Source organism: Streptomyces sp. NPDC026500, from assembly GCF_055567635.1.
Window position 1 is genome coordinate 1 of record NZ_JBVHQB010000042.1, and the last position, 25,745, is coordinate 25,745.

A 25,745-nucleotide genomic window follows, 5' to 3' on the forward strand; every position below is an offset into this window, starting at 1 on the left:
CACAGCAATCTCGTCCGGAGTCACACACCCTCAACGCCACATCAGGCCCCAAGGACACGCACCACTCCAACCGACCTGACCAGGCACTACTAGGGGACCTCCGACGCGCGCGCCCGGCGGGGTTCTTGCCCCGCCGGGCGCGCACCTGTTGACTCGACGGATGAGCAACAACGGTGAGAACAGGGACAGTTACCGCGTCTCGGCGGATGAGACGCACGCACGGCGTGCCCAGGCGCGGCGGGACGCGGTCACCGTGGAGATCGGATACGCCCTGGCCAGCGCCGCGTTCGTGGCGGCGGTCGCCTTCGGGGTCGTCACCGGGCCCGCCCTCTTCCTGGACCTGTCGTCCGGCGCGGTACGGGCACTGGTCACCTCTGGCGGCGCCTTGGCCGCCGTCCTCTTCGCGCTACGGGTGGCGACCGTGCTGTTCCGCTTCCACCACGAGGCTGCCGCGCCTCAGCCCAGCCAGCCCGGCCGCACCAACCCCGACTCATAGGCGAGCACGACCAGTTGGGCCCGGTCGCGAGCCCCGAGCTTCACCATCGTCCGGCTGACATGGGTCTTGGCCGTGAGCGGGCTGACGACAAGGCGGCGGGCGATCTCGTCGTTCGAGAGGCCGATGCCGACGAGCGCCATCACCTCCCTTTCCCGCTCGGTGAGTTCGGCGAGGGACGCGACGGACTCGGGCGCCTTGGAACGGGCCGCGAACTCGGAGATCAGCCGACGCGTCACCCCGGGCGACAGCAGGGCATCACCCTCGACCACCGCCCGTACCGCACGCAGCAGTTCGTCGGGCTCGGTGTCCTTGACCAGAAAGCCGGAGGCTCCGGAGCGGATGGCCTCGAAGACGTACTCGTCGAGCTCGAAGGTGGTGAGCATGACCACCTTGACGTCCCCGAGGTCCGGATCGCCGGTGATGCGGCGCGTGGCGGCGAGGCCGTCGAGGAGGGGCATCCGGATGTCCATCAGGACGACGTCGGGGCGCAGTTCACGGACCGTGCGCACCGCCTCCTCGCCGTCGGCGGCCTCTCCCGCCACCTCGATGTCCGGCTGCGCGTCGAGCAGCGCCTTGAAGCCTGCCCTGACCAGTGACTGGTCGTCGGCGAGCAATACGCGGATCACCGGTCCTCCTTGACCTTCCACGGCAGTACGGCCAGCACCCGGAACCCTCCGTCGTCTCGCGGACCCGCCTCGATCGTGCCACCCAGCGCGGCCGCACGCTCCCGCATGCCCGCGAGCCCGTTGCCGCTCCCGCCCGCGTCCGCACCGGTGGCCGGCCCGTCGTCGTCGATCCGCAGGCGCAGCGTGCCCTCAGCGTGATCGAGCCGCACCCGCGCGCGGCGCGACCCCGAATGCCGTACGACGTTGGTGAGCGCCTCCTGGATGATGCGGAACGCGGCCAGATCGGTGCCCGGTGCCGGTGTCGGGACCTCACCCTCGATCTCGACCGTCAGACCGGCGCTCGCCGCCTGCTCGACCAGTTCGGGGAGCCGGTCGAGCCCGGGGGCGGGCGCGCGTGGCGCCTCGCCCGGCGCGCGCAGGGTGTCGAGCACTTGGCGGACCTCTCCGAGCGCTTCCTTGCTGGCCGCCTTGATGGTGGTGAGCGCCGTGCGGGCCTGTTCGGGGTCGGAGTCGAGGAGCGCGAGGCCGACGCCTGCCTGGACATTGATCACCGAGATGCTGTGCGCCAGCACGTCGTGCAGTTCGCGGGCGATCCGCAGCCGTTCCTCGTCCGCGCGTCGCCGGGCGGCCTGCGCGCGCTCCGCCCTGTCACGGCTCCACTGCTCACGGCGCGCGCGCACCAGCTCCGAAAGCGCCACCACCGCCACGACCCAGGTGGCGATGCCGATCTCCTGCATCCAGGAGGGAGGGTGGTCGCCCGTCGGGGGCAGCCGGCGGTACAGCCAGTGGGAGACAACGAGATGCCCTGCCCACAGCAGGCCCAGCGCCGCCCAGGCCGCCCTGCGATGCCCGGCCACCACGGCGCTGAAGCAGCCGACCGCGACAGGGAGGAAGACCGGCCCGTACGGATATCCCGCGGCCACGTAGACCAGGGCGACCGCCGCCGTGCCGAACGCGACGAACACGGGGTACCGCTGCCGCCAGAGCAGCAGACCGGAACACACCAGAAGGAGCGCCCGGGAGAAGAAGTCGAGGGCGAGCCGGTCGCCGTGCTGGGCGTGGGCGGCGAAGTTGGAGCCGATGAGCACGAAGGCGGTCAGCAGCAACGTGGAACGCCACGGCCATCGCGCGCGGCGCTCCTCGTCGTTCCAGCGGTTCCACCCGGGCGGCCCGTGCCGCCACCCCGGTGGACCGCCCCACGTCGGGGCCGTGGGCGTGTGCTGCTCTTCCATGACCGTCACGCTAGACGGCCGACCACGGCGGCGGCGTCCGCCGGGCGAGGTGATCACCCGTACTCCCCGCGGAGTACGGGTGCGGAGTGCGGAGACGGATGGGAGTGCGAGTGGGAATACGGGCGCGGCGTACGGGTGCCGAGCACGGGCGCGCCGTACGCGTGCGGCGTACGGGCGCGGCGTACGGGCGCGGCGTACGGGCGCGGCGTACGCGTGCGGCGTCCGGGCGCGGCGTACGCGTGCGGCGTCCGGGTGCCGAGTACGGCGGACGGTTCCTCGAGGCCGTACGGAGCGGTTGCGACCGGGCCTACGAGGAAGGCGGCCCGCCGACGGCCGCGGTCGGCTCCGGGTACACGAGCCCCACGTCGTGCGCGAGCCTCTCCACGGCATGCCGGAAGAACGGCTCGCGGTCCTCCACGACCCGGTTGAACTGCCCGAACAGTTCGAACCCGATCAGCCCGTAGAGCTGCGCCCACGATGCCACCAGCGCCACGATCACCTCGGGCGGCAGATCGGGCGCGAGATCGGCGGACATCCGCTGCGCCTCGGTCTTCAGTTCCGCGGGCAGGGGTGTGCGGGCCACGCCCTTACCCCGATACGCGTCCCGGACGACGCCGATCAGGAGCAGGCCGACCCGGGAGGCGGCCGGAACGGTCTCCTGCGGCGCGGTGTACCCGGGCACGGGGGAACCGTAGATGAGCGCGTACTCGTGCGGATGCTCCAGCGCCCAGCGCCGCGCCGCCGTGCACACGGCGATCCAGCGCTCACGGGGACCTGCGGCGGCGACCTCGGCGTGCGCGGACTCGGCCGCCTCGCCGAGGGAGTCGTAGGCGTCGATGATGAGAGCGGTCAGCAGGTCGTCCCGGCTCGGGAAGTAGCGGTAGAGCGCGGAGGACACCATCCCCAGCTCACGGGCCACGGCCCGCAGCGAGAGCTTGGCGGCGCCCTCCGCGGCGAGCTGTTTGCGCGCCTCGTCCTTGATGGCCGCGGTGACCTCGATCCTGGCTCGGGCACGTGCCCCTCGCGCGGTACTCATACAGAGCAGTGTCCCACGTTCAGAGCAGTGCACACAAAGGAGAGCAGCGATCTAAAAATAGATCACCGCTCCCGTCAGCGATCAGCGACCCGGCATGAACGAGAGCGGCGCACAAAAACGAGAGCGCTGCTCTTGCATTGGATCACCGATCCGATGCAGACTCTTCTCAAGCGAGAGCAGTGCTCACAAAAAAGATCGGCGCTCTCATCACATGCAACGAGGGGTCACCGTGTCCACACACGTCCAGAAGCCGGGCTGGTTCACCGTCAACGTCTTCAACCGCGCCGTGGCCTGGATCACCAGGCGTGGCCTCAGCGTCTGGGGCTCTCGCGTCCTGGCCGTCCGGGGCCGCAAGAGCGGCGAGTGGCGGACGACCCCGGTCAATCTGCTCACCGTGGACGGCGAGCAGTACCTCGTCGCCCCCCGCGGCCATGTCCAGTGGACGCACAACATGCGGGCGGCCGGCGGGGGCGAGCTGCGCCTCGGCAAGAAGGTCGACACCTTCACCGCCGTCGAGGTCGCCGACGACGACAAGGTCTCGCTGCTGCGCGCCTACCTCAAGCGCTGGAAGGCCGAGGTCGGTGTGTTCTTCGGCGGCGTGGGCCCCGACTCGTCCGACGAGGAGCTGCGGCGCATCGCTCCCGACCACCCGGTCTTCCGGATCACCGTCAAGAGCTGACGGCCGCCACGGCCGTTGCTCCTCCGCCCCTACGGGCCGCATTCACGGCCCACGAGCGGATGCAGCCCGACGGCGCCCCGTCCGCCACTGCTCCTACTGCTCCCCCTCGACCGCCTCCGGCCCGTCCGAACGGCGATCGAGTGTGGTCAGGGCACGTCCGACCATCGGGTGGGAGCGGATGATCTCGCCGAGCGTGGTGGAACCGCGGGTGATCCCGGTGAAGGCCTTCCACACCGGGCGCAGGCCGGTGAGCCCCGCGTGGAACATGCCGGGACGACGCTCGAAGGCCGCGAGCAGGCGCTTGCCGACGCTCATCTCGACGCCGAGTCCCGCCTTGATCGCGAAGGCGTAGTTCAGGGCCTGCCGTCGGGCGTCCACCGCGTCGTGCGCCTCGGCGATCCGCACCGCCCACTCTCCCGCGAGCCGCCCGGAGCGCAGCGCGAACGAGATGCCCTCCCGGGTCCAGGGTTCGAGCAGTCCCGCCGCGTCGCCGCAGACGAGCACCCGGCCGCGCGAGAGCGGCGAGTCGTCGGCACGGCAGCGCGTCAAATGACCCGAGGAGATCGCCGGTTCGAAGCCGGCGAGGCCGAGTCGGGCGATGAAGTCCTCCAAGTACCGCTTGGTGGCGGCGCCTTCACCTCGTGCGGAGATCACGCCGACCGTGAGCGTGTCCCCCTTCGGGAAGACCCACCCGTAACTGCCGGGCATGGGGCCCCAGTCGATCAGGACGCGCCCCTGCCAGTCCTCGGCCACCGTCTCCGGCACCGGGATCTCGGCCTCCAGGCCGAGATCGACCTGGTCGAGCTTCACCCCGACGTGTGCTCCTATCCGGCCGGCACTGCCGTCGGCGCCGACCACCGCCCGCGCCAGGACGGTCTCACCGCCCTGCAGGACCACGGCGACGGTGCGCCGGTCCGGCACCGCGGACCCGTGCTGCTCGACGCGCGAGACCATGGCACCCGTACGCAGTTCGGCGCCCGCCTTCTGCGCGAACTCGACGAGTTGCTGGTCGAACTCCGGGCGGTTGATCAGCCCGAACAGCATGTGCCGGGACCGCCGGGTGCGGGCGAACTTGCCGTCCATCGAGAAGGTGACCGCGTGCACCCGGTCTCTGAACGGCAGTTCGAAGCCGGGGGGCAGCGAGTCGCGCGAGGGGCCGATGATGCCGCCGCCGCATGTCTTGTACCGGGGCAGTTCGGCTTTTTCCAGCAGCAGGACGCTGCGTCCCGCGACCGCTGCCGCATACGCGGCCGAGGCACCCGCCGGCCCTCCACCGACGACCACGACGTCCCACACCCGCTGTCCGTCGTCCGCCGCACGCCGCTCGTCGTCCGCCGAAGAGTTCTCGCTGCTCACGTTGGTCTACTGCTCCCAGTCCAGCCGTCTGCCGCACCTGTCCCCCGCATCCTACGGCGGGCGTCGCCGCAGGCCGCTGTGGGAGGATCGGCAACGGATGCGTCCTGCACACCAGTACGCATCACCGATCATCTGTACACACACGTACAACGTCGCACCTACGAGGAGCGTGCCCATGTCGTCGAATCCGGTCGCCGAGACCGTCGCCTCGCTCATGCCCCGGGCCAAGGCGGAGCTCACCGAGCTGGTGGCCTTCAAGTCGGTGGCGGACTTCGACCAGTATCCGAGGAGCGAGGGCGAGGGCGCCGCGAACTGGATCGCCGACGCGCTGCGCTCCGAGGGCTTCCAGGACGTGGCGCTGCTCGACACCCCGGACGGCACCCAGTCGGTGTACGGCTTCCTGCCGGGACCCGAGGGCGCCAAGACGGTTCTGCTGTACGCGCACTACGACGTGCAGCCGCCGCTGGACGAGGCGGCCTGGACGACGCCCCCGTTCGAGCTGGTGGAGCGCGACGGCCGCTGGTACGGGCGGGGCAGCGCCGACTGCAAGGGCGGCTTCGTCATGCACCTGCTGGCGCTGCGCGCCCTGAAGGCGAACGGCGGCATTCCGGTGCACGTCAAGGTCATCGTCGAGGGTTCGGAGGAGCAGGGCACCGGCGGTCTGGAGCGGTACGCCGAGCAGCACCCGGAGTTGCTGACCGCCGACACCATCGTCATCGGCGACGCCGGCAACTTCCGGGTGGGCCTGCCGACGGTCACCGCGACCCTGCGCGGCATGACCCTCGTGCGGGTGCAGGTGGACACCCTCGAAGGGAACCTGCACTCGGGGCAGTTCGGCGGTGCGGCGCCCGACGCGCTGGCGGCGCTGATCCGCGTACTGGACTCGCTGCGGGCGAAGGACGGTTCGACGACGGTGGACGGCCTGGCGGGCGACTCCGTGTGGGACGGCCTGCAGTACGAGGACCAGGCGTTCCGTGAGGACGCCAAGGTGCTCGACGGGGTGGAGCTGATCGGCTCCGGCACGGTCGCCGACCGGGTCTGGGCGCGTCCGGCCGTCACGGTGCTCGGCATCGACTGCCCGCCGGTCGTCGGCGCGACGCCGTCGGTGCAGGCCGGTGCCCGTGCGCTGATCAGCCTGCGGGTGCCGCCGGGCGTCGACGCGGTCGAGGCGACGAAGCTGCTCGAGGCGCACATCGAGGCGCACACGCCGTGGGGCGCACGGGTGAGCACCGAGCGGATCGGGCAGGGCCAGGCGTTCCGCGCCGACACGTCCAGCCCCGCGTACGCGTCGATGGCCGAGGCCATGGCGGTCGCCTACCCGGGCCAGGAGATGCAGTCGGCGGGCATGGGCGGCTCGATCCCGCTGTGCAACACACTGGCCTCGCTGTACCCGCAGACGGAGATCCTGCTCATCGGCCTGAGCGAGCCGGAGGCGCAGATCCACGCGGTGAACGAGAGCGTCTCGCCGGACGAGTTGGAGCGTCTGTCGGTCGCGGAGGCGCTGTTCCTCCAGAACTACGCGGCGAGCTGATCGTCCGCGTCCACGGCGAGGGCCCACGCCACCAGGCGTGGGCCCTCGCCGTGTCCGGCTCTTCATCGCGACGGAAAAGCCCTCCCGAAGCGTCCACGCGCGGCGGCGGTGCGGGCGCCGGGTCAGCCGGCAGTCCGTACGCGTCCGTTGTACGGGCCGGGGCCGCGTCGAGGAGGTCTCGGCGTCAGCCGAGCGGCACCCCGGCCTCCAGGTACAGCGCCGCGCCGCGCTCGCGGGCCCGCAGGGCCCAGCGGAGCCGTTCGTAGCGCACGGGCGGCAGCAGGTCGGCCGCCTCCTGTTCGGTCACGAAGCGCCAGCCGCGCAGTTCCGGTCCGGGAAGCAGGAGTCCCCGGACGGCCTGTTCGTCGAGGTGTCCGCCGTCGAACAGGAGCCGAAGACCTCCGTAGCCGGGGGGTGCGGGCGATTCCCAGTCGACGACGAGGAGCGCGGGCACCTCGTCGAGGGTGATGCCGGTCTCCTCGGTGACCTCGCGCATACCGGCTCGGGCCGGGGCCTCGCCGGCCTCGACGACCCCGCCGGGGAACTCCCAGCCGGCCTTGTACGTCGGGTCGACGAGCAGGACGCGGTCGCTGTCGTCGAAGAGGAGCACACCGGCGGCGACCGTCTCGGCGGTGGGTTCGGGTGTCTGCACGATGGCGCACACGGGTGCCTCCCCGGTACGTACGGCTTCGGCGACGCGCAGGGCGGTGTCGTACGGGGTGAGCGCGCTGGTGTCCACGGGGTGGGCGTCGGCGGTGAGCCAGGCGAGCGCGGCCCGGTAGGGCTCGATGTGGTCGTAGGACCACTGGCGCACGCGCATCTCGCCGTCAGGCAGGTCCGGTGGCACCTCGCGCCCGGCTATTCGCTCACGCAGGATCGTTTCCGCCGGGGCGAGGAGCACATGCCGTACGGGAATCCGGCGTGCGGCGAGCCCGCCGAAGATCTCGTCACGGTACTCCTGGCGCAGCAGGGTCATGGGGACGACGAGGACGCCGCCGAGCTCGGCGAGCATGGCGGCCGCGGTGTCGACCACGAGCCGACGCCAGATCGGCAGGTCCTGGAAGTCGCCGACCTCGGCGAGGTGCTTGGCCGGGAGCAGTTGCGTGAGTGTGCCCTCGACGACCTGGGGGTCGAAGAGCGTGCTGTTCGGGATCAGCTCGATCAGTTCCCGTGCGGTGGTGGTCTTCCCCGCACCGAACGCACCGTTGATCCAGAGGATCATTCGTACTCCAAGACTTCAAGGCCGCTGAACAGCGGCGGAGCCGCTTTCACAAGGTCATCTGAGAGCGGCGCGGGAAAAGAAGGAGTCCACAGGCCCGCGCCCACTACTTCCTTCTCCCACACCCGCTGGAGGTACACCACGATCCGCTCCTCCATCGTGACCGTTACCTCACTGAGCGACTCTGTCGGGAATCTTCAACCGTCGGCTTACTTGCCTTGTCGCCACCAGCATTCCCAGCTGAGGTTGCGGGAGTCGAGGTAGGTCTGGAAGGCCGTGGGTAGCCTCAGGACTGATTCAAAGCCCTGGAGACTTAGATTCAACCGGTCAGAGCAACAGTGCTGGTTGAGGACGGTTTACGTGGCGAGAATGGGTCGGCCAGGCATGCCGGACGAGATGAAGGCCGATTTGTGGCGGCGGTGGAGAGCCGGGGAGTCGACCAGCGTCATCTCGAGGCAGATCGGTAAGCCGCCCGGCTCGGTGTTCACTGTCCTCAAGCATCACGGAGGGATCGCTCCCGGACCCCGCAAAGCGCGCGTCGGAAGCTTGACCGTGGGCGAGCGGGAGGAGATCTCGCGGGGGCTGTGTGCCGGAGAGTCCTACCGGGCCATCGCCGGCCTCCTGGGGCGTGCGGTGTCGACGATCAGCCGTGAAGTCAGCAACAACGGCGGACGCGATGTCTACCGGGCGATCGCCGCGCAGAAACGGGCACTTGACCGCGCCCGGCGCCCGAAGCAGTGCCTGCTCGCCCGCAGGCCCGCACTGAGGCAGACGGTGCTGACCCTGCTGAAGGAGGAGTGGTCGCCGGAACAGATCGCCGGCCACCTGCGTCTGCATCACGGTGACGACCCGGCGATGGAGATCAGCCACGAGACGATCTACCGATCGGTCTACACTACCCGATGGAAGGTGATCCCCCGCGAGCTGTGCAAGCGCCTGCGAACCGGCCGCCCGATCCGGAAGAACAAGCACCACACAGTGAAAGGGCAGTAGCGCTCACAGATCACCGATGCCCGACCGATCGAGGAGCGGCCCCAGGCGGCGGAGGACCGCAGCGAGTCCGGGCACCTGGAAGGCGATCTGGTGATCGGCTCGAACAACAGCCAGATCGCCACGCTGGTCGACCGGAAATCGCGGTTCCTCACGGTCGTGAAACTCGCCAGCCGCCACACCATCGTGGTCGTTCCCGCTCTGACCGAGACCTACAAACGCATGGACCCCCGACTACGCAGCACGCTGACCTGGGATCGCGGCATGGAACTAGCAGCTCACAAACGGCTCACCGCCGACACCAGTGTCGACGTGTTCTTCGCAGCCCCTGGCAACGTGGCACCAACGAGAACACCAACATGCTGCTCCGGCAGTACCTGCCCAAAGGCACGAACCTGTCGACGTTCAGCCAGGACGATCTTGACGCCATCGCGGCGAAGCTCAACAACCGTCCGCGCAAGTGCCTGGGATTCCGCACACCAGCCGAGAGCGTTGCCTTGACCGGTTGAATCTAAGGCCGCAGCCCTCAGGATCTCGTTGGCCCGCTTCAGCTCGGCGGTCTCCTTCTTCAGCGTCTTCATCGCCGCGGCCTCTTCCGTGGTCGTCCCCGGACGCTGCCCGGAATCGATCTCGTCCCGCCTGAACCAGTTGCGCAGCGTCTCGGCGGAGCCGATGCCGAACTTCTGAGTCACCGCCCGCAACGCGGTAGCGGTGATCGGTGGCTTGTACGGCAGACGAACCTGCCTGCGTCTCTGCAGGTTGGCGTGGTCAGCGCTCTCGACTCCTACCGGAATGATAGGTGGCTGGTATCATTGAGTCATGCTGTATAAGACTCCCGCGCTCGACGCCGCGGACCTCAAGGTTCTGCACGAGGTGGACGGCCTGCGCGAGCACCTGCGTGACGCGGTGCAGCAGGCGCCGATGAAGTGGACTCAGGATCTGCGTAAGGCGCTGACCGCGAGCGCGATCGCGGCGTCGAACACGATCGAGGGCTATCAGGTTGACGCGAAGGACGTCGCCGACCTGATGGACGGGGAGCGTGAGGTCGACGCCAGCGAGGAGAACAAGGCGGAGACCCTCGCCTACCAGCAGGCGATGACGTACATCCAGTCCCTCCACGACGTCGCCGACTTCCGGTACAGCAAGGAACTCCTCAACGCGTTGCACTGGATGCTCCAGGGCCACCACCACCCGCTGCGCACCGCCGGGCAGTGGCGTAAGACCTCGATCCGGATCACCGCGCCCGGTGACGAGCTCGCCACCGACTACGACGGACCCGACCAGGATCTCGTGCCCGGCTTGATGGCCGAGCTGGTGGACTGGCTTAATGACGGCGACACCGAAGCGCACGTCCTGATCCGGGCGGCGATGGCGCACCTGAACCTGGTGAAGATCCATCCGTGGTCCGACGGGAACGGCCGTATGTCCCGTTCCCTGCAGACCCTGCTGATTGCCCGCGGCGGCGTTCTCGCACCTGAGTTCTCCTCGATCGAGGAATGGCTCGGGATGCCCGGCAACACCTGGGAGTACTACAAGGTGCTCCGCGAGGTCGGCGGCCCTGTGTACTCGCCCGAACGCGACACCCTGCCCTGGATCAAGTTCAACCTGCGCGCCTACCACGAGCAGGCGCAGCGGGTGCAGCACCGGGTCGACCGCTCGAACCAGGTCTGGATCGAGCTGATGGAGCACGCCGACACCAACGGGATCAGCGAGCGGCAAGTGACCGCCCTCCACGAGGTCGCGATGGTGGGCCGGGTACGCCGCTCGCGCTACGAGCGGCAGGAAGCGATCAACACCCAGCAGGCAACCCGGGACCTGCAGGCCCTCACGAAGGCCGACGTCCTCACCGCGATCGGGCAGACGAAGGGCCGCCACTACGTCGCCGGCCCCCGCTTCCCGCAGAACGTCATGGCGACCTCACGCCGACCGCACCGCATCATCAACCCCTACGCCACCGCATAACACCAAGGCAGCTGGACTCGGGCTGATCGAACTGCGGCGATGACGTCCACAAGACGGCCCTGACCGCCGTGGTCTCCTTCGATATCGTCCAGCAGCGGCCCGCCCGGATCAGCGAAGACCAACGCGACTGCCTGAACCCGCTCCTGGGTGCGTGCCCCCGTTATGTTTTCCGTGGTCTTGCAAGAGGGCCGCTGGCCTCCGGGCCCGGCATGACTGTGTCCCCCTGTCGAACGGATGACCTGGGGGGCGGTGTCACCGGGCCCGAGAGACGCCGTTGGAGACGCTGATGAGAGGTCTGACCACCGCCTGGTCTGGCGCAATGCCCGGCATCCCGCGGGCGGCAGGTCTGCACAACGTGGATGCGCGCATACGACGCCAACGCCCTGGCCAGCACCGCACGAACCCGGTTCAGGAGGATGGGTTTTACGACATCGACGACGTGGGCGTCTTCCTCGGCCTGGACGTCGGCAAGAGTGCCCACCACGGCCATGGGCTGACCCGGGCCGGCAAGAAGGTCTTCGACAAGCAGTTGCCCAACAGTGAGCCGAAGCTGCGGACCGTCTTCGACAAGCTGGCCGCGAAGTTCGGTTTGTACAGCGCAGCACGCGCAAGAAGCGCGCTGCCGGATCGTGGTCGACCCGGTCGACGACACCTACCGCCGTCAGATGAACCGGCCGCTCACCGTGCAGAAATCGCGGCACGGCTCGCCCAGGATGTGCGCCACGGCAAGCGCGGCACTGTCCAGGCGTACCCGGACGGCAAGACCAGCACGCTCGGTCTGGTCCTGAACGCTATGGAGCTGCGGATCCGCTGGGGTCGGTGTGGCGGGACGTTCATACCTGTTCGACGTGAGTGTTCATCGCGTGGGCGATGGTTTCGGTGAAGCGGGTGATGACCGCGAGTTCACGTGGGTCGAACTGGTCCAGGACTGCGGTCGTGGACTCACCGAGGGGGCCGAAGAACGCGAGGGCGGTGACGCTCGCCGTGTAGTACACCCTGACCCGCCGAACACTCCCCGAGGCTCCCTCCCAGCGCTGACCAGCTGGCCGGCGGCTGCGTCCTGCGCTGCCGCCGACGGAGCTGTCCCTATCGCCGTGGGGCGGCTGTCGGATGCATATCGCCAGGCCAGGGCCCCTGTGCCGGTAGCGGATACCGGCACGAAGGCGGGATGGGCCGACGTTGCAGGCAAGAACCCGCACACCAACGCCAAGGCTTGGCCCGGCAAGCTCCACGCGGAGCAGTTGGACGTCCTCCGTGCTGCGGACGCCAAGCATCGGCTGGGTGTGAGCGCGCGTGCCGATGGTTGAAGCGCGGCTCTGGTCTCTTCTGCGGGGTGGGGGTGCGGGGCGCCCGGTCCCGGCGACACAAGCCGCCGACGGCTGAACATCCCTAATCCGCAGTGTCGGCGGCCAGGGTCCACTGACCGGTCTTGTCGAACGGCCATGCGTGGGCGTAGGGATCACGCCCGAAGTATTCCTGCAGGGCTTGTTGTGTGGCCGGCGGGTCGGCAGGTGCAGTGAGGGGGTGGGCGAGCGGGTCGATCGACGTCGCGTACTGCTCAGCCCATTGCACCCAGTCTGCCGCGCTGTCCGCCTGACGGGCGGCGGCGCAGAACGCGCGGATGTCTTCTGCCAGGCGCCAGTTCTTGGCCTGTTCGGCAATGATCACGCTGCGGTGCTGGGTGATCTGCGCCTCCCGGGCCTTTCGGAGGGTGCTGTACCAGTTCCGTCTGCGCGCTGCTTCTGCCTGCTCTGCGGCAAGGCGTTGTTCCTCGGCGCGTTCGGCGCGTTCTTCCAGGTCACGCAGGAACTGGCCGAGCCGGTCTTCCAGCACCCATCTGGCGCCGTCCGCGTGGCTGTAGGACGGCCTGTAGTAGGCGTCGCGGTGCGGCGAAGCGATCATGAGCTGGCCATTGGGATTGTGGTCGTACTTGGGGATGCGGTTCCAGGAGTGCTTCTCGTGATCCCGGAGCTCTTGAGGGGTGGGCTCGTGGGGGACTTTGGCCGTGCGTTCCGTAATCTCCCAGGGGTATTCGTGGATTCCGATGCGGACCACCAGCTGGTGTGATTCCTCGCCACGGTGGTGGCTGATGACGGTGGTGACCTCGTAGCCCCGTCGTTCGGCTTCGGTGATGAGTGCGTGGGCGATGCGCAGGGCCCGGTCGGCAAGGCGGCGGGAGACGTGGACCGGGACAATGTCGGCGCGGTCGCGGGTGTCCACCGCGGTCTTCGAGCGTCCCAGTGCCTCGAGCGTGCGGGTGATCAGGGCGTGTGGCTTCGTCGGGAGCTGGTCAGGGACCTCGACAGCAGGAATGACGGGCGGTTCAGCGGCCTTGAGCGCGGCTTCGTCCAGGAGCCGTAGGACCACGTCGCCCTTGTCCCGGCCGTTGAAGCGCAGCTTGCAGTCTTCGGGGACGTGGCCGTGGTGCAGAGCGTGGTAATAGGCGGCGCGCCAGCGTGCGCGTGTCTTGGGGCCGGGGCCCGGCACGGTGATCGTGCCGTTGGACTCGCGGATCCGGGTGAGGAGCTCGGGCCCGTCAGCCGGTACGAGAGCGGCTTGGGCGGGATCGTTCTTCAGCCGCTGCTTCTCCTCCTCCACTTCTTTGGGGTGCTTGCCGTGCTTGAGGTAGAAGCGGCCGTCGGCTGTGAGCGTCACTACCTGGCGCCCCGTTGCCCAGCTGGTCGTCACCAGAGTCCGTTGCCGAAGCGCCCACAGAACACCGCTGTGTGCACCGGTCGCGTCGAATGCTTTCGGTACGGCCGCTACCTTTTTGAGCAGCTCGAGTTGCTTGTCGTTCAGCCTGTACTTCACTGATCCCTCCCCCACGCGGTCGGTTCGGAGAGATTTCATCCACGCGGGTTCCTGCAGGAGGCACGTGCACTGCGCTCTCCTGTACACAGAGCCGGGCACTCTGCCCGGCGCAGGGGCGCCGGCGGCATGGCTTTATTCACGAGTAGTGCCGTCGATTGTTCACGGGTTTGGGAGGCACCCAGATCCACGGTCGGGTGATGTTCACGAGTTTTGACAGCGCTGGGGTACTTGCCAGGGCAGCATCGAGGTGCTCCCGGTGAAAGGTCCTGGCCATGCCGCAGATGTCCAAGGTCGAGCTGTACGCGGCGATCCGGCGTGATCACCGGGCCGGCATGAAGATGCGCGAGCTTGAGCGCAAGCACAACGTGTCGTGGCGGACAGTCAAGAAGGCCGTGGACTCCGTCTGGCCGGAGCCGCGGAAGAAGCTGCCGCCGCGGCGGACTGCGCTAGATCCATACAAACCGGCAATCGACGAGATGCTGCGGACGGACCTCGACGCGCCGCGCAAGCAGCGCCATACGATCACGCGGATCTTCCACCGGCTCATCGAGGAGCACGGCGCTGACGTGTCCTACCAGATGGTCCGGCGCTACGTCTCCGACCGCAAGCCGGAGATCCTCGCGGCCTCGGGCAAGGCCCTGGCGGAAGCGTTCGTGCCGCAGACCCACCTGCCGGGCCACGAGGCGGAGGTCGACTTCGGCGACGTGACCGTGCGCCTGGCCGGCGAACTGGTGACCTGCTACCTGTTCTCGCTCCGTCTGTCCTACTCGGGCAAGGCCGTCCACCGGGTCTTCGCCTCCTGCGGTCAGGAAGCCTTCTTCGAAGGGCACGTGCACGCACTGCGCGCGCTGGGCGGTGTTCCCCGGACCAAGATCCGCTACGACAACCTGAAGTCGGCCGTCGCCCAAGTGCTGGGCCTGAACCGGGCCCGGGTGGAGACCGACCGGTGGATCGCCTTCCGCTCGCACTTCAACATCGAGAGCTTCTACTGCCGCCCCGGCATCGAAGGCGCCCACGAGAAGGGCGGAGTCGAAGGGATGATCGGCTACTTCCGCCGCAACCACTTCACACCGGTCCCGGAAGTCGACTCCCTCGCCGAGCTGAACGAGATGGTTGACCAGTGGGACCTGCACGACGGGCACCGGAGGATCGGGGCACGGCCGCGGACCGTCGATGAGTACTTCGTCGTCGAACAGCCGTTGCTGATGCCGCTGCCGGAGGATCCGTTCGAGACGGGCCGGCTGTTCACGCCGCGGGTCGACCGTTACAGCCTCATGTTGACTGAGCTACCGGGACCGTTTTCGCAGTTCAGGAGACATGTCTGGGCCTCTTGGTCTACGGTCGCTCCCCGTGACGACAGACGAGGTGTCGCAGCGGGATCTCGCGTCCCTGGCCGTTTCGGCCGTCGGCTCGCTCGTGGCGACCGGCGATCCGTGGGAGCCGTTTCGCCTGCTTGACCGCGACGGGACTCCGGTCGACTCGGTGAGCGCATACTTCCGTGATCTGCAAGCGGCCGGCCGCAGCGCAGCAACGGTTCGCTCCTACGGGATGGACCTTCTCCGGTGGTTCCGGTTCCTGTGGGCGGTCGGTATCTCGTGGGACCGCGCGACGCGCGTGGAGGCGCGGGACTTCTGCAGATGGCTGCTGATCGTCGGCAAGCCGGTCCGTCAGCATTGGCGCCGCGAGGACGCTGGGGTGATGAAGCCGTCGGGGGTTCCGTTCGCGGCCTCGGTGCGGGCACAGGCCGATGTGCTGTCGACGATCATCTGCCGGATCCGCGGCGCCGACGGCGCAGTACCGCTGATCCGCGCGCCGCGACTACCACGAGCTGGTCTGGATGGACCCGGCCCCGTTGCTGTTCCAGCACCGTGTCGGCGCCGAACCGCACCGGATCGGCCGCGAACGCATCTCCACTTTGCTCGACCAAGCCCTGACCCGGACCGGGCTCGTCGACGCCGACGGCACACCACTGCACTGCACGCCGCACGACTTCCGAAGGATCTTCATCACCGACGCCATCATGAACGGGCTGCCACCGCATATCGCCCAGGTCATCGCCGGCCACCAGGACATCAGCGTCACCATCGGCTACGAGGCCGTCTATCCGGAGGAGTCCATCAAGTCCCACCTGGCGTTCCTGGCCCGCCGCCGGGCACTGCGTCCCAGCGAGGAATACCGCACCCCGACCGACGCCGAATGGGAGGAGTTCCTCGGCCACTTCGAACGGCGCAAGGTCGCCACCGGCCTCTGCGGACGGGCCTTCTCAACTCCTTGCATTCATGAGAACGCCTGCCTGCGATGCTCGATGCACTGGCCCGACCCGGCCCAACGAGCCCGGATCGTCGACATCCGCGACAACATCATCGCCCGCATCGCCGAGGCCGAGCGAGAGGGCTGGCTCGGCGAGGTTGAAGGGCTGCAGACCACCCTCGCGGGAGCGAACGACAAGCTCGCCCAGATCGACCGGCGGGCTCCGCGAACCGTTGACCTCCCCATGCCGACCCCCCACAACCAACCCCCGAAGTCGGATGTCAGGGGCAGGTGAGAGGGTGCGGCCATGAACATCGACGACTTCTGGACCGTCATCGAAACAGCACGCACCGACGCCGCTTCGGCCTCCGGAGACCCGGGCCAAGCGTTCGCATCGGCCATGGTCGAGCGGCTTGCGGCGACCTCGAAGCAGACGATCCTCGAATACCAGCAGTGCTTCGATCAGTTGCACGGGGCGATCTACCGCTGGGACATGTGGGCTGCTGGCTATCTGATCGGTGGAGGATGCTCCGACGACGCCTTCATGGACTTCCGTGCCGGACTGATTGCGCAGGGCCGACAGTGGTACGAGCGGGCCGCCACCGCACCCGATGTTCTCGCCCAGCATCCAGACGTCATCGCTGCGGCGGCCGAAGGCAGCGACGAGTCGCTGTTCAACGAAACCGTCAACTACGCGGCCTCCTACGCCTACGAGCGCATCAACGGCGACGAAGACGACTGCACCTTCTACGACGACTACGACCAGTTCTGCGGACCCCGCACCGACCAGGCGCCGGCCGATATGGGCGAGAGCTTCGATTTCGACGACGCCTCGGAAATGCAGGCCCGTCTCCCCGGACTGGCCCGCCTCTTCCTTGAGCACAGCGAGGCCTGAGCTCACCGGACCCCTTCGCCGCCAAGTTCAGAGAACAGATCGTCGTCCGCACCAACCGCTACTCGGTCCCGACCCGGCTGATCGGCAAGCGGGTGCGGGTGGTGCTGCACGCCTCTCACCTGGTGGTTTATGACAGGAACGTTGAGGTGGCTCGCCACGAGAGGCTGATCGCCAAGGGCAGCTGCCGCCTGGACCTGGATCACTACCTCGAAGCCCTCATCCGCAAGCCGGGCGCCTTCCCCGGTGCCACGGCGCTGGAACAGGCGCGGTCAGCGGGCAAGTTCACCCCGGTCCACGACGCCTGGTGGGCCCAGGCCCGTAAGGTCCACGGTGAGCGGGACGGCACCCGGGCGTTGATCGAGGTCCTGCTGTTGAACCGGCACCTCGCCCACGAACACGTGGTCGCCGGCCTGGCCATCGCGCTGCGGGCCGGCGCTCTGACCGCCGACGCGGTCGCCCTGGAGGCCCGCAAGGCCGCCCAGGCAGATGACGAGTCAACCATCGGCGCATCGATGCCGGCGGTTTCTGGGCAGACGCCGGCCACCGTCACATCGCTGCACGAGTGGCGTCTCGCGCACCTCCCGCCGGACACCAGGCCGCTGCCGTCGGTGACCCCCTATGACCAACTGCTCCGACGCTGCCGCACCAGCGGAAGCGACCACTGTGAGGGAGAAACACCGTGACCCTGCCCCGCCAGCGAGGCTTGACCGAGCAGGCCGCCGACGCCGCGATCGACACTGCCTGCCGCCTGCTGCGGCTGCCGTCGATCCGCAACGAGTTCAACGAGATCGCCGACCGGGCGATCAAGGACCAGATGACCTACCGCGGCTTCCTCGCCGAGCTGCTGATGACCGAGTGCGACGACCGGGCCCGTCGCCGTTCGGAACGACGGATCAAGGCAGCGGGCTTCCCCCGGGAGAAGTCGATCCGGGCCTTCGACTTCGACGCCAACCCGAATATCGACGCGGCCACCGTCCACACCCTCGCCAGCTGCGAATGGATCAAGAAGAGCCAGCCCCTCTGCCTGATCGGCGACTCTGGCACCGGTAAGTCCCACATGCTCATCGCCCCGGGCACCGAGGCCGCGATGAAGGGCTACCGTGTCCGCTACACGCTCGCCACGAAGTTGGTGAACGAGCTGGTCGAGGCCGCCGACGAGAAGCAACTGAACAAGACCATCGCCCGCTACGGCCGCGTCGATCTTTTGTGCATCGACGAGCTCGGCTACATGGAGCTGGACCGGCACGGCGCCGAACTGCTGTTCCAGGTCCTGACCGAGCGCGAGGAGAAGAACAGCGTCGCCATCGCCTCCAATGAGTCTTTCGGCGGCTGGACCAAGACCTTTACGGATCCCCGTCTCTGCGCGGCCATCGTCGACCGCCTCACCTTCAACGGCACCATCATCGAGACCGGCACCGATTCCTACCGCCTGGCCACCACCCGCGCGCGGGCCGAACAACCGGCCGTCGCAAGCTGACCTCCAGAGTCAGCTCAGCGGCCCGCGTCCGCAGGGACGACGGGCCCGGTCAGTCATCGAGGGCGGACGCTCTGGGACCAGACTCGCTGAATCATCCGGTAGTCGATCACGTCTATGTCTTCCTGCTGGAGAACCTCACGGGCCTGTGGCGATGTCAGGAACTCGTAGTCCGTCCGGCGCACGGGCCAGCCACCGTCGACGGCCTGCGACTCCGTGTCGCCCAGACTGGGATGCACCGCCCATTCATTGAGCCCGGCAGGCAGGTCACGCAGCATCTGAGCGTATCGGGCCGCCTTGCCTTCAATGTCGAGGGAGAAGCTGTCCAGGAAGTCATTGTCGGTGACCGGCAGCCCGCGTCTCCGCATTGCCTGGCGCCCGGGTTCGAGCCAGACCCGGACCGCGAGGCCGTACTCCGCTGCCAGCACCACGGTCAGGTCGAGGATGTCGTCACGGCCGCCATCAGCCAGGCAATGGAAGTCCAGATGGGTCGGCGTGAGCCCAGCGTCGGCGACGGCATCGATCTGGGCGCGGAACTCAAGTTCGATCTCATCGAGCCGAGCCTGGGCGAGCAAGGCCGCCCGGCCGACAGGTGTCGGCGCGAACAGCTCGCCTGTAGGGTCCAGCAGTGAGGGAACTCGTTCTTTGGCGACCAGTGGCCCCCACGGGATGTCGGGCATCTCGCATACCAGAGTGAGGTGGATCCCGAACGGGATCGGCGGCCGTCGGCTGAGCAGTTTCATAGCCTGCGGCGCCCCAGGACACGGGACCATCAGGCTGCACGAGGTGGCGATGCCCTCTTCGACCGACTCGATCACCGCGGCGTTGATCGCTGGATACATCCCGAAGTCATCGCAGTTGACGATCAGCAACCGAGCATCAGGCGGATACCCCAGCAACTCACTCGACTGCTCCGCAGACACAACGGCCGCAGGAACACTGACTTCATCCATGCCCGCAGTGTGAGACCTGTCCCGGGCCTCCGCACGGAATTTTGACGCCGCGGAGCGACAGCGCCGTCATTTCTCGTGAACATCTATGAGCCTGCTGATCGCCAACTGCTGCCGCAACCAGTGAACAAACGCTGCTGCTGAACGTGAACGAAGCCAGGCGGTGTCACGGGTGACGCGGCGGGTGCGGTCGTTGGCTGGCTGCGCTTCTCCCAGTCGGTGATCTGTTTGCGTTGCGGGCGTGTCAGCCAGGGACCGGCTTCTTCGGCCCGTTCCTTGAGTTGGGACACCAGTCGCTGCTGCTCGCGCGACTGTAGGCGGCCGCGGCGCCGGTGGAGAGTGTCCAGGAGGTCGGCGACCGCCTCGGCGGCTTGTCCTGCGGCACTCCCCCGGGTGCGCCCGGCTCGGGAGAGTCGGCCGCGCCGTGGCGCGGGAGCGGGTGGGGTACTGACGCCCACGCCGCGTTCACGGCGCAGCAGGAGGTCGGCTGCGCGGCGGAGCAGTTTGTTCTCCTCGGCGTTCGCTCCGTTGCGGGCGGTGGCTTCAGCGTGGGTGAGGCAGTGCCGCAGTTCGGTGGTGCTGTGCTCGCCCTCAACCGCGGTGTGCAGTGCGTCGAACGCGGCCTGGCGGTCTTCCGTCGCCTGGGGCGCTGCCACGGGCCGGGCCGAGGCGCCCGGTCGGGCCGGCGTGGTCCGGCGTGGGAAGGGGACGAGGGGGTGGCTGTTGCTGCGCAGGTTTCGGATCTCTGCGGCTGCGGGGGTGGATATCCCCCAGGGCATGAGGTGGCAGGCATCCAGGCTGACCCACTGGGTGCCGCTGTGGAGTTGGGTTCCGATCATGACGCGGCGTGTGTGGCCGTCTGTGTCGCAGCGGATGCGCAGGACGTAGCCGTTGAGGGTGAGTTGGTGGGGATCGTGTGTGACGCCGGGGCCGAGGAGTAGCTGGGTGCCATCCACGGGTGCCGCCGCCAGTGCGTCGCTTGTGTGGTCCATGAGGACGCGGAGACAGCCGTGGCCTGCTGGATCGAACAGCACCTCGTTTCCGGGCGGTTGGGCATCTTCTGGAAGGTGGGCGGCTGCGGGGATGTTCTGGCTTTCCAGCCACGCGAGGATCTGGTGCTTGATGAAGAGGTGGTCGGCGCCCGAGATGCCGACCGACCTTCTGCGGCACTCAGGCCGTCCCGGAACTGGAACGTGGGCGAAATGGGCCACTCGCCGGAGCGGGGTTTTGATGGTCAGGCGGCCTCTGCACCCGCCCAGCCACTGCCCGCACCAGAAGGTCTCCCCGACGTGCGCCCGGCGGAACGCGTCTGCCTCGGCAGTGCCCATCGGCAGCAGAACGGGTGTCTCCGATTCCGCACTGTTCATCACCGCGGTCTGCACCAGGCGCTGATCCCGAGGCACGCCACCTCCTGCACAACTTGGCTCGTGACCCAAGTGTCCCCCGGCGCAGGGCGACCTCGGAAGCACACGGCCCTCGCGGATTCGGTCGCCGATGCATCCCAAATCAGCTCGGGCCATTATCTCGGGTGCCCACCAGGCATCAGGTGTGTTAACCGAACTAACTTGTGAGTCTTCGCAGGTCAATTGAGGTTTCTGCTAGCTTCCCGCCATGCCCAGTGAGCATCGTCCCTGAGGGGGTCTCAAGAGGTTTGTCCTGCCCGAGATCGGTCAACCGGTCCTGACATGGGGTGTCCGTAAGATCGGCCTCAAGCAGTGAATGCGATAGGCGTCCGCCCAGGTCGGGCTCTGGGCGATGGCATTAGAGGACATGGGGTCGGCCTTGCCGCGCATTAAGTGGCGTGCGTCGAGCTGTGGTGAAATCACATGCCCCAGCGATGCATGATCTCTGTGCCGAGTTGACGCTGCGCTGCAAAGTCTCGGAGTTCATCGCGTACTTTCACACCGCGTTCGTCGTCGATGGAGGTGAGCACGCGCAGCGTGAACCATGAGGCCTCTGTAGCGTGCTCCAGCGCGTCGCGGACGACCTCCATGCTGTCCCGGACCGTTTGCGCCTCGACGGCGAGCCAGCGGAGCCCGAGGTCATCGTGCGTCTGGCGAGGCTCAGCCTCTTGTGCGAGCTCGTTGGTGCGCTGATCGCGCATCACGAGTCCGCGCAGGTTGAATCGGGCGTATCGGGTGACCGCTGCCAGCGAGAGGTGTCGCAGTATCGTCTCGTCGAGCGGGCCGCCCATGCTCTGTCGCCAGTGCGCGAACCATTGCCACTCGCTGGGCGCCAGCCAACCTAGTTCATCCTCAACGATGTCTTCGTAGACCAACCCTTCGAGCGCCCCCTGATCGGCTGCGATGGCGTCGCGAAGATCCTGCGAGTAGCCCACGTCCACGACTGCGCGGCGGATCAGTTCCGCGGAAATCCCGATCAGACTCACGACTGCACCCGCACAAACGTCTTCGTCTGATAAGCGTTGCGCACCACGACCGGTGATAGTGGCGTGGGCGGCCCACCGCTGAGCCTGAACTGAGGGGTGCGCGTGAGGACAGGCGTGTCCGGCATGAACTCCTCCTCGACGAGGATCGTCAGCGAGACGTCCACAAAGCGGGTCGAGTACTTCTCACTCGACAGCCTCCCGGGGCTCTCCCAGTCGCTGACGGCCATCCATGTGTGCCCCGGATAGGTGTACCAACTACCGGCGTCCCTCTCGTCGGGATGGAACAGGACAACATCGATCTCGAAGGCCTCACGGAACCGGTTCCGGAACTCATGAAGCCAGTGGTTGGCGTGAACCGTGACGACGGCCGCGCGATAAGTAGGCCGGGTGTGAAGCAATTGGAGGTACAGCGCCTCCTTATCCGGATCGCGCGCGTCAAAAACCTTCCAACCAGTGGGGTCGAACCGCGACACGACGCCGACGTGGCCGTAGATGGCGGTCGACAACGGATCTTGCACCCCAGTGACGTAGACGCCGCACCCCCACGTGAAGTTGCCCCTTCCGATGAACAGCCCCTCGTTGAGGTTCCGGTAGGTGGTCGCGTAGCGCGCCGGGACGTACTTCACCGCCAGCGGAAGACCTCCGGCTGCCTCACGGTTGTCTTCGACGAACTGGCCCCAGTCGGGCTCCGACGCTTGGATCGCGTCGATGATCGCCTGCCTCAAATCAGGCGGCGTCACCGCCGCGCCCCCGCTCACGCCTGGCCCCCGCGTGCGATGATCCTCTGCCGCCATACCCGGTCTTGGGTCGCACCTTGAGGCAGCGGGCACCGCAGCCGTGTCGCACGCATCGGATCCCTTTCAGGCGAGCCGAGATGTTGATCGAGGCAGAACGCCGGAAGCAGCAGGGTCGAACGACGACCAGGACTGACCAGAGTGCCGACCCCCGCGCTCGTCGCAAGGGTCTGGCGGCCGGTGAAAGACATCTGCTCGAAGATCTGGCCGGCTGGCATCCACACCGGCGGATCCGCCTCGGATGCCGTCAGCTCGATCATCAGCCAGAAGTCGGCGCGGTCACGGTCACGCGTCTCCCAAAGCTGCGAGACGGCATCCGGCTCCGCGAACAGTGTCCACGACGGTGCATCGTCCCTGGATTCGAGGCCGAGCACGGCGCACCGCACGGGCGACGTAACGATCGACCACGGGTCTCGATCGACGCGTTCGAGGCCAAGAGCAGCAGGATTGCGGAGCTCAACGCGACGATCCTCCGTACTCCGACTGGCCGCGCCTGCTCCCGACATGGCCAACAACGCCGAGCTCCCGCCCAGGCGATCCGCCGCAAACACGCCGAAGAGCTGCTGCTCGTCGTCCGGACGGATTTCGTGTGGATCGACGAGCGTCGATACGGGCTCATCGCTCTCGATCAGCCGGCCGAACTCCTCACCCGAGACCGAGCGACTTGGAAAGGACTCAGCCGGGGGCGTGAGCATGACCTGCTGCTCGTGGCTCGCGATGCGCATCCATCCGTGGTAAATGAGGGTAGAGACGATTTCCTCCTCCGCGCTGTCCACGAGGAGTCCCCTGTGTGCAAGCTGCCATGCATCGCTCCGGGACTCGCTAGTTACCGCAGCGCCAGTCACCTTGCCGACCCGTAGATCGACTGCGAGACGCGCCCACGTCTCAGAGGGCGATACGCAAGTTGATGTCCGGTTCGTGATTGCGGGTTGAGCGAGGTTGGCGGGTCGGGTGTCCGGGGTCGGGCTGGGTGAACGTGTCCGCCGATCCGGAGTGAGTCTGGGCAATGTGAGCCCACCGAGGTGTTATGGCACCATCCCCGTTGTGTATGACCGTACGCATGACGTGGATTGGTCCGGCCTCTTCCATGTCTCGGGCCCCGCTGGCGACACGCCGCGGCATCTGGCTGCTCTCCTCGGCGACGATGCGGAGGCTTTCGTCGACGGGTACTCGCACCTGTGGTCGGCGACGCTTCGTCGCGAGGGCAAGGCCTGGCCTGCGACGGCGCCCACCGCGCTGCTTGTCGCCGAGCTCCTGGACAATCCGCTGCTGGGGCCGGATGATCCCTCGTTGCCCGATGCCATGCTCGCCTATCTGTACGAGGTCGGCGTGGCCGCCGACCTCGGAGACCGGGCTGCGGAGATCCGTGCTCGGGTCAAGGACCGCGCACCGGAGCTGCGGGCCTGGACTGCCGAGTACGTGTCGACCGATGCGGATGGCAGGGCCCGGATGTGGCGGGACGGCACGGGTCTGGGTGAACTCGTCCTTGATCAGGCGGCGCTTGCCTGCTTCGACCTGGTTCCCACGCTCCTGCGGCGAACACTGCCGCACCTCGCGTCGGAACGCGCCAGGCGCAGGACATGCGCCGCCGCAGCTGTCGGGTCACTGGCGCGGCATCCCGCAGCCTCCGCGCAACGTCCGGAGCTGCTGAAACAGTTGACGTCGATGGCCTGGGCCGCCGATTCCTCGCACGACCTGGCGACGATTGTGATCGCCATTGGCCACCTCGACGGCGACACGCGCCCCTGGCTGGCTGACCCGCATGCAGGCGTTCGGACCTGCGCGGCCCTGGCGTCCAACCTTGCCGGCGCCGTCGCAGCGGACCAGGTGCTGATGGAACTGGCGCGGTCGCCGCAAGCCTTCGGCAAGTCCTTTGGCGACCTGGCTCCACCCCTGCAGCTCCAGTCCAAGTCGTACCAGGACCTGCTCACAGGGCGACGCGCGAGCTGATGCCCGGTGTCCGGGACGGGTCACGGTCGCGGCAGGGTGAACAGCCCCTGCTCGGTCTCCGCCAGGATTCCCCGCTCGGCGAGCCGCTTGAGCTTCAGGCGGACGTTGTTGATGCTGTTGGGCGCGTTTTCCACGCCCATCGCTTCACACACCGCCCGCGCCCGCAGCGGGGCATTGGCCGCGGCGAAGACCACCATGATCTGCTGGTAGGCCGGATGGTCCGGCAGTTTCGCGGCCAGCGGCTCGGACGGGGGTGGATCGGGCAGTTCCAGCAGTGTCTTGCGGGTGATCCGGATCTCCTCGGCGGCTGTTTCGAACCCGTTCAACAATGCTGTCAGCTCCGCGAGCTTCTCCCGAGCCGCCTCAGCCTCCGCGGCGATCTCACGCTCCCGTTCCTCCAGCCGAACAAGTACCGCCCCCAAAGTCAGCTCTCCACCGGTCATGCTCCACGCCAGGCAGGGGTGGAGGGGCCGGTCAGCATCCTCGACATCCGGTCGCTTATCGCCCAGTACACCCGGGACTCGGCCGAGGCGGTCCGGTGCTCGTAGTCGCGCACCAGCCGGCGGTGCAGCATCAAGATCCCGTTCGTTTGCTCCACGATCCACCGCTTGGACTGCGGGACGAACCCGACATCGGCCGAGTTCCGCGCGACGACTTCGACCTCGATGCCTACCTGCTGGCCGTGGTCCACGACGGTCTTCTTGAACCCCTGGTCCACCAGGGACTTCGTCACGGTGCCGTTGTTCGCTGTGACCTTGTCGAGCAGGACGGTGCCGAAGGCGTTGTCGTGGACGGAGGCGGCGAGCACCACCACCGCGATCACCAGGCCCAGGACATCGACGGCAAGGCCCCGCTTGCGACCAGGAACCTTCTTGTTCGCGTCCCGTCCGGTTGTGCCGGCCGGGACCCCCGCGGCGGCGTGCAGGCTCTGGGTGTCGAGCACCACCAGGCTGGGGTCGGCTAATCGGCCCCGCTTCTCCCGGACCTGCCAGCGCAGCAGGTCGTGGACGGTCTGGTCGGTGCCGTCGTCGCGCCATTTGTAGAAGTAGTACTTCACCGCGCCAGCGGGCGGCAGGTCGTGAGGGAGGTAGTCCCACACTGAGGG

Annotated in this window: 26 protein-coding genes and 4 pseudogenes; 14 read left to right on the forward strand and 16 right to left on the reverse strand. The window is 67.9% G+C overall.

Annotated features, from left to right (window positions below; translation table 11 throughout):
* Window positions 1-160 precede the first annotated feature (160 nt).
* Window positions 161-496, forward strand: a complete 336-nt coding sequence (locus ACZ4N5_RS40795) for a DUF6332 family protein (RefSeq protein ID WP_467762031.1) — start codon at window positions 161-163, stop codon at window positions 494-496.
* Here the strand turns inward: ACZ4N5_RS40795 and ACZ4N5_RS40800 are convergent.
* The 3 genes from ACZ4N5_RS40800 to ACZ4N5_RS40810 all read right to left on the reverse strand — a co-directional run bounded on the left by ACZ4N5_RS40800 (window position 457) and on the right by ACZ4N5_RS40810 (window position 3,390).
* A complete protein-coding gene (locus ACZ4N5_RS40800) occupies window positions 457-1,122 on the reverse strand; it encodes a response regulator transcription factor (RefSeq protein ID WP_467762032.1) in 666 nt (221 codons plus the stop codon). The genes ACZ4N5_RS40795 and ACZ4N5_RS40800 overlap by 40 nt on opposite strands.
* Entirely contained in the window at window positions 1,119-2,354 is a 1,236-nt protein-coding gene (locus ACZ4N5_RS40805) for a sensor histidine kinase (protein WP_467762033.1), read from the reverse strand. The genes ACZ4N5_RS40800 and ACZ4N5_RS40805 overlap by 4 nt, the downstream gene beginning before the upstream one ends.
* 307 nt (window positions 2,355-2,661) lie before the next feature.
* Window positions 2,662-3,390, reverse strand: coding sequence for a TetR/AcrR family transcriptional regulator (locus tag ACZ4N5_RS40810; RefSeq protein WP_467762034.1), 729 nt, complete (start codon window positions 3,388-3,390; stop codon window positions 2,662-2,664).
* Window positions 3,391-3,619: 229 nt separating this feature from the next.
* Here ACZ4N5_RS40810 and ACZ4N5_RS40815 point away from each other — a divergent pair, with 229 nt between their 5' ends.
* Window positions 3,620-4,069, forward strand: coding sequence for a nitroreductase family deazaflavin-dependent oxidoreductase (locus ACZ4N5_RS40815; RefSeq protein ID WP_261703013.1), 450 nt, complete (start codon window positions 3,620-3,622; stop codon window positions 4,067-4,069).
* 93 nt (window positions 4,070-4,162) lie between these two features.
* Here ACZ4N5_RS40815 and ACZ4N5_RS40820 read toward each other — a convergent pair whose 3' ends face one another.
* On the reverse strand, window positions 4,163-5,425 hold the full coding sequence (locus tag ACZ4N5_RS40820; RefSeq protein WP_467762035.1) for a geranylgeranyl reductase family protein: 1,263 nt from the start codon (window positions 5,423-5,425) through the stop codon (window positions 4,163-4,165).
* 175 nt (window positions 5,426-5,600) lie between these two features.
* On the opposite strand from ACZ4N5_RS40820, the gene ACZ4N5_RS40825 reads away from it, so the two are divergent.
* Complete coding sequence (locus tag ACZ4N5_RS40825) at window positions 5,601-6,956, forward strand: M20/M25/M40 family metallo-hydrolase (protein WP_467762036.1); 1,356 nt, start codon at window positions 5,601-5,603, stop codon at window positions 6,954-6,956.
* A gap of 184 nt (window positions 6,957-7,140) precedes the next feature.
* Here the strand turns inward: ACZ4N5_RS40825 and ACZ4N5_RS40830 are convergent, their stop codons facing one another.
* Together ACZ4N5_RS40830 and ACZ4N5_RS40835 are read right to left on the reverse strand one after the other, a co-directional pair.
* Window positions 7,141-8,178 (reverse strand): NUDIX hydrolase, encoded by a 1,038-nt coding sequence (locus ACZ4N5_RS40830; protein WP_467762037.1) that lies wholly within the window; start codon window positions 8,176-8,178, stop codon window positions 7,141-7,143.
* Window positions 8,175-8,333: a hypothetical protein gene (locus tag ACZ4N5_RS40835; RefSeq protein WP_261703017.1), complete on the reverse strand. Its 159-nt coding sequence runs from the start codon at window positions 8,331-8,333 to the stop codon at window positions 8,175-8,177. The genes ACZ4N5_RS40830 and ACZ4N5_RS40835 overlap by 4 nt, the downstream gene beginning before the upstream one ends.
* Before the next feature lie 226 nt (window positions 8,334-8,559).
* On the opposite strand from ACZ4N5_RS40835, the gene ACZ4N5_RS40840 reads away from it, so the two are divergent.
* Both ACZ4N5_RS40840 and ACZ4N5_RS40845 read left to right on the forward strand, forming a co-directional pair.
* Window positions 8,560-9,168, forward strand: a complete 609-nt coding sequence (locus ACZ4N5_RS40840) for a transposase (RefSeq protein ID WP_467762038.1) — start codon at window positions 8,560-8,562, stop codon at window positions 9,166-9,168.
* Window positions 9,169-9,195: 27 nt separating this feature from the next.
* Window positions 9,196-9,441: pseudogene (locus tag ACZ4N5_RS40845) on the forward strand (transposase); the annotation flags it as partial.
* Between the two features lie 2 nt (window positions 9,442-9,443).
* Here the strand turns inward: ACZ4N5_RS40845 and ACZ4N5_RS40850 are convergent.
* Complete coding sequence (locus ACZ4N5_RS40850; RefSeq protein WP_467762039.1) at window positions 9,444-9,857, reverse strand: hypothetical protein; 414 nt, start codon at window positions 9,855-9,857, stop codon at window positions 9,444-9,446.
* A gap of 127 nt (window positions 9,858-9,984) precedes the next feature.
* Here ACZ4N5_RS40850 and ACZ4N5_RS40855 point away from each other — a divergent pair, with 127 nt between their 5' ends.
* Window positions 9,985-11,127: a Fic family protein gene (locus ACZ4N5_RS40855; RefSeq protein WP_467762040.1), complete on the forward strand. Its 1,143-nt coding sequence runs from the start codon at window positions 9,985-9,987 to the stop codon at window positions 11,125-11,127.
* 430 nt (window positions 11,128-11,557) lie between these two features.
* Window positions 11,558-11,716: pseudogene (locus ACZ4N5_RS40860) on the forward strand (IS110 family transposase); the annotation flags it as partial.
* A 244-nt stretch (window positions 11,717-11,960) separates the two neighbouring features.
* Here ACZ4N5_RS40860 and ACZ4N5_RS40865 read toward each other — a convergent pair.
* Both ACZ4N5_RS40865 and ACZ4N5_RS40870 read right to left on the reverse strand, forming a co-directional pair.
* The gene (locus ACZ4N5_RS40865) at window positions 11,961-12,122 is read right to left on the reverse strand and encodes a hypothetical protein (RefSeq protein WP_467762041.1); all 162 of its coding nucleotides are present in this window, start codon (window positions 12,120-12,122) and stop codon (window positions 11,961-11,963) included.
* Between the two features lie 394 nt (window positions 12,123-12,516).
* Window positions 12,517-13,938, reverse strand: a complete 1,422-nt coding sequence (locus ACZ4N5_RS40870) for a hypothetical protein (RefSeq protein ID WP_467762042.1) — start codon at window positions 13,936-13,938, stop codon at window positions 12,517-12,519.
* A 272-nt stretch (window positions 13,939-14,210) separates the two neighbouring features.
* On the opposite strand from ACZ4N5_RS40870, the gene istA reads away from it, so the two are divergent.
* The 6 genes and pseudogenes from istA to istB all read left to right on the forward strand — a co-directional run bounded on the left by istA (window position 14,211) and on the right by istB (window position 18,560).
* The gene (gene istA, locus ACZ4N5_RS40875) at window positions 14,211-15,395 is read left to right on the forward strand and encodes an IS21 family transposase (RefSeq protein WP_467762043.1); all 1,185 of its coding nucleotides are present in this window, start codon (window positions 14,211-14,213) and stop codon (window positions 15,393-15,395) included.
* A gap of 25 nt (window positions 15,396-15,420) precedes the next feature.
* Window positions 15,421-15,570, forward strand: a pseudogene (locus ACZ4N5_RS40880) (site-specific integrase); the annotation flags it as partial.
* A gap of 205 nt (window positions 15,571-15,775) precedes the next feature.
* Window positions 15,776-16,483 (forward strand): tyrosine-type recombinase/integrase, encoded by a 708-nt coding sequence (locus ACZ4N5_RS40885; RefSeq protein ID WP_467762044.1) that lies wholly within the window; start codon window positions 15,776-15,778, stop codon window positions 16,481-16,483.
* A 12-nt stretch (window positions 16,484-16,495) separates the two neighbouring features.
* Window positions 16,496-17,083 (forward strand): DUF4240 domain-containing protein, encoded by a 588-nt coding sequence (locus tag ACZ4N5_RS40890; protein ID WP_467762045.1) that lies wholly within the window; start codon window positions 16,496-16,498, stop codon window positions 17,081-17,083.
* Window positions 17,084-17,121: 38 nt separating this feature from the next.
* Window positions 17,122-17,766 carry a Mu transposase domain-containing protein gene (locus ACZ4N5_RS40895; RefSeq protein WP_467762068.1) on the forward strand — a complete coding sequence of 215 codons (645 nt, stop codon included), beginning with the start codon at window positions 17,122-17,124 and terminating at the stop codon, window positions 17,764-17,766.
* Entirely contained in the window at window positions 17,763-18,560 is a 798-nt protein-coding gene (istB, locus tag ACZ4N5_RS40900; protein WP_467762046.1) for an IS21-like element helper ATPase IstB, read from the forward strand. The genes ACZ4N5_RS40895 and istB overlap by 4 nt, the downstream gene beginning before the upstream one ends.
* A gap of 53 nt (window positions 18,561-18,613) precedes the next feature.
* On the opposite strand, the gene ACZ4N5_RS40905 is transcribed toward istB, so the two are convergent.
* The 5 genes from ACZ4N5_RS40905 to ACZ4N5_RS40925 all read right to left on the reverse strand — a co-directional run bounded on the left by ACZ4N5_RS40905 (window position 18,614) and on the right by ACZ4N5_RS40925 (window position 23,466).
* Window positions 18,614-19,510 carry a polysaccharide deacetylase family protein gene (locus ACZ4N5_RS40905; RefSeq protein ID WP_467762047.1) on the reverse strand — a complete coding sequence of 299 codons (897 nt, stop codon included), beginning with the start codon at window positions 19,508-19,510 and terminating at the stop codon, window positions 18,614-18,616.
* A gap of 83 nt (window positions 19,511-19,593) precedes the next feature.
* Window positions 19,594-20,910, reverse strand: a complete 1,317-nt coding sequence (locus tag ACZ4N5_RS40910; RefSeq protein WP_467762048.1) for a competence protein CoiA family protein — start codon at window positions 20,908-20,910, stop codon at window positions 19,594-19,596.
* Window positions 20,911-21,329: 419 nt separating this feature from the next.
* Window positions 21,330-21,896, reverse strand: a complete 567-nt coding sequence (locus tag ACZ4N5_RS40915; RefSeq protein WP_467762049.1) for a hypothetical protein — start codon at window positions 21,894-21,896, stop codon at window positions 21,330-21,332.
* Window positions 21,893-22,654, reverse strand: a complete 762-nt coding sequence (locus tag ACZ4N5_RS40920; RefSeq protein ID WP_467762050.1) for a hypothetical protein — start codon at window positions 22,652-22,654, stop codon at window positions 21,893-21,895. Before ACZ4N5_RS40920 ends, ACZ4N5_RS40915 begins: the two co-directional genes overlap by 4 nt.
* The gene (locus ACZ4N5_RS40925; protein ID WP_467762051.1) at window positions 22,651-23,466 is read right to left on the reverse strand and encodes a hypothetical protein; all 816 of its coding nucleotides are present in this window, start codon (window positions 23,464-23,466) and stop codon (window positions 22,651-22,653) included. The genes ACZ4N5_RS40920 and ACZ4N5_RS40925 overlap by 4 nt, the downstream gene beginning before the upstream one ends.
* Before the next feature lie 268 nt (window positions 23,467-23,734).
* On the opposite strand from ACZ4N5_RS40925, the gene ACZ4N5_RS40930 reads away from it, so the two are divergent.
* Entirely contained in the window at window positions 23,735-24,640 is a 906-nt protein-coding gene (locus tag ACZ4N5_RS40930; RefSeq protein WP_467762052.1) for a hypothetical protein, read from the forward strand.
* Between the two features lie 20 nt (window positions 24,641-24,660).
* On the opposite strand, the gene ACZ4N5_RS40935 is transcribed toward ACZ4N5_RS40930, so the two are convergent.
* Window positions 24,661-25,083: a hypothetical protein gene (locus ACZ4N5_RS40935; RefSeq protein WP_467762053.1), complete on the reverse strand. Its 423-nt coding sequence runs from the start codon at window positions 25,081-25,083 to the stop codon at window positions 24,661-24,663.
* A pseudogene (locus ACZ4N5_RS40940) lies at window positions 25,080-25,736 on the reverse strand (transposase); the annotation flags it as partial. The pseudogene ACZ4N5_RS40940 and the gene ACZ4N5_RS40935, both read right to left, overlap by 4 nt.
* Window positions 25,737-25,745: the final 9 nt, after the last annotated feature.

Excerpts from the sequence above, each read along its gene's own strand:
- ACZ4N5_RS40795 (WP_467762031.1), top strand. The coding sequence starts at position 161 with ATGAGCAACAACGGTGAGAACAGGGACAGTTACCGCGTCTCGGCGGAT.
- ACZ4N5_RS40805 (WP_467762033.1), bottom strand. The coding sequence starts at position 2,354 with ATGGAAGAGCAGCACACGCCCACGGCCCCGACGTGGGGCGGTCCACCG.
- ACZ4N5_RS40810 (WP_467762034.1), bottom strand. The coding sequence starts at position 3,390 with ATGAGTACCGCGCGAGGGGCACGTGCCCGAGCCAGGATCGAGGTCACC.
- ACZ4N5_RS40825 (WP_467762036.1), top strand. The coding sequence starts at position 5,601 with ATGTCGTCGAATCCGGTCGCCGAGACCGTCGCCTCGCTCATGCCCCGG.
- ACZ4N5_RS40830 (WP_467762037.1), bottom strand. The coding sequence starts at position 8,178 with ATGATCCTCTGGATCAACGGTGCGTTCGGTGCGGGGAAGACCACCACC.
- ACZ4N5_RS40835 (WP_261703017.1), bottom strand. The coding sequence starts at position 8,333 with ATGGAGGAGCGGATCGTGGTGTACCTCCAGCGGGTGTGGGAGAAGGAA.
- ACZ4N5_RS40840 (WP_467762038.1), top strand. The coding sequence starts at position 8,560 with ATGCCGGACGAGATGAAGGCCGATTTGTGGCGGCGGTGGAGAGCCGGG.
- ACZ4N5_RS40855 (WP_467762040.1), top strand. The coding sequence starts at position 9,985 with ATGCTGTATAAGACTCCCGCGCTCGACGCCGCGGACCTCAAGGTTCTG.
- istA (WP_467762043.1), top strand. The coding sequence starts at position 14,211 with ATGCCGCAGATGTCCAAGGTCGAGCTGTACGCGGCGATCCGGCGTGAT.
- ACZ4N5_RS40885 (WP_467762044.1), top strand. The coding sequence starts at position 15,776 with ATGGACCCGGCCCCGTTGCTGTTCCAGCACCGTGTCGGCGCCGAACCG.
- ACZ4N5_RS40890 (WP_467762045.1), top strand. The coding sequence starts at position 16,496 with ATGAACATCGACGACTTCTGGACCGTCATCGAAACAGCACGCACCGAC.
- ACZ4N5_RS40905 (WP_467762047.1), bottom strand. The coding sequence starts at position 19,510 with ATGGATGAAGTCAGTGTTCCTGCGGCCGTTGTGTCTGCGGAGCAGTCG.
- ACZ4N5_RS40935 (WP_467762053.1), bottom strand. The coding sequence starts at position 25,083 with ATGACCGGTGGAGAGCTGACTTTGGGGGCGGTACTTGTTCGGCTGGAG.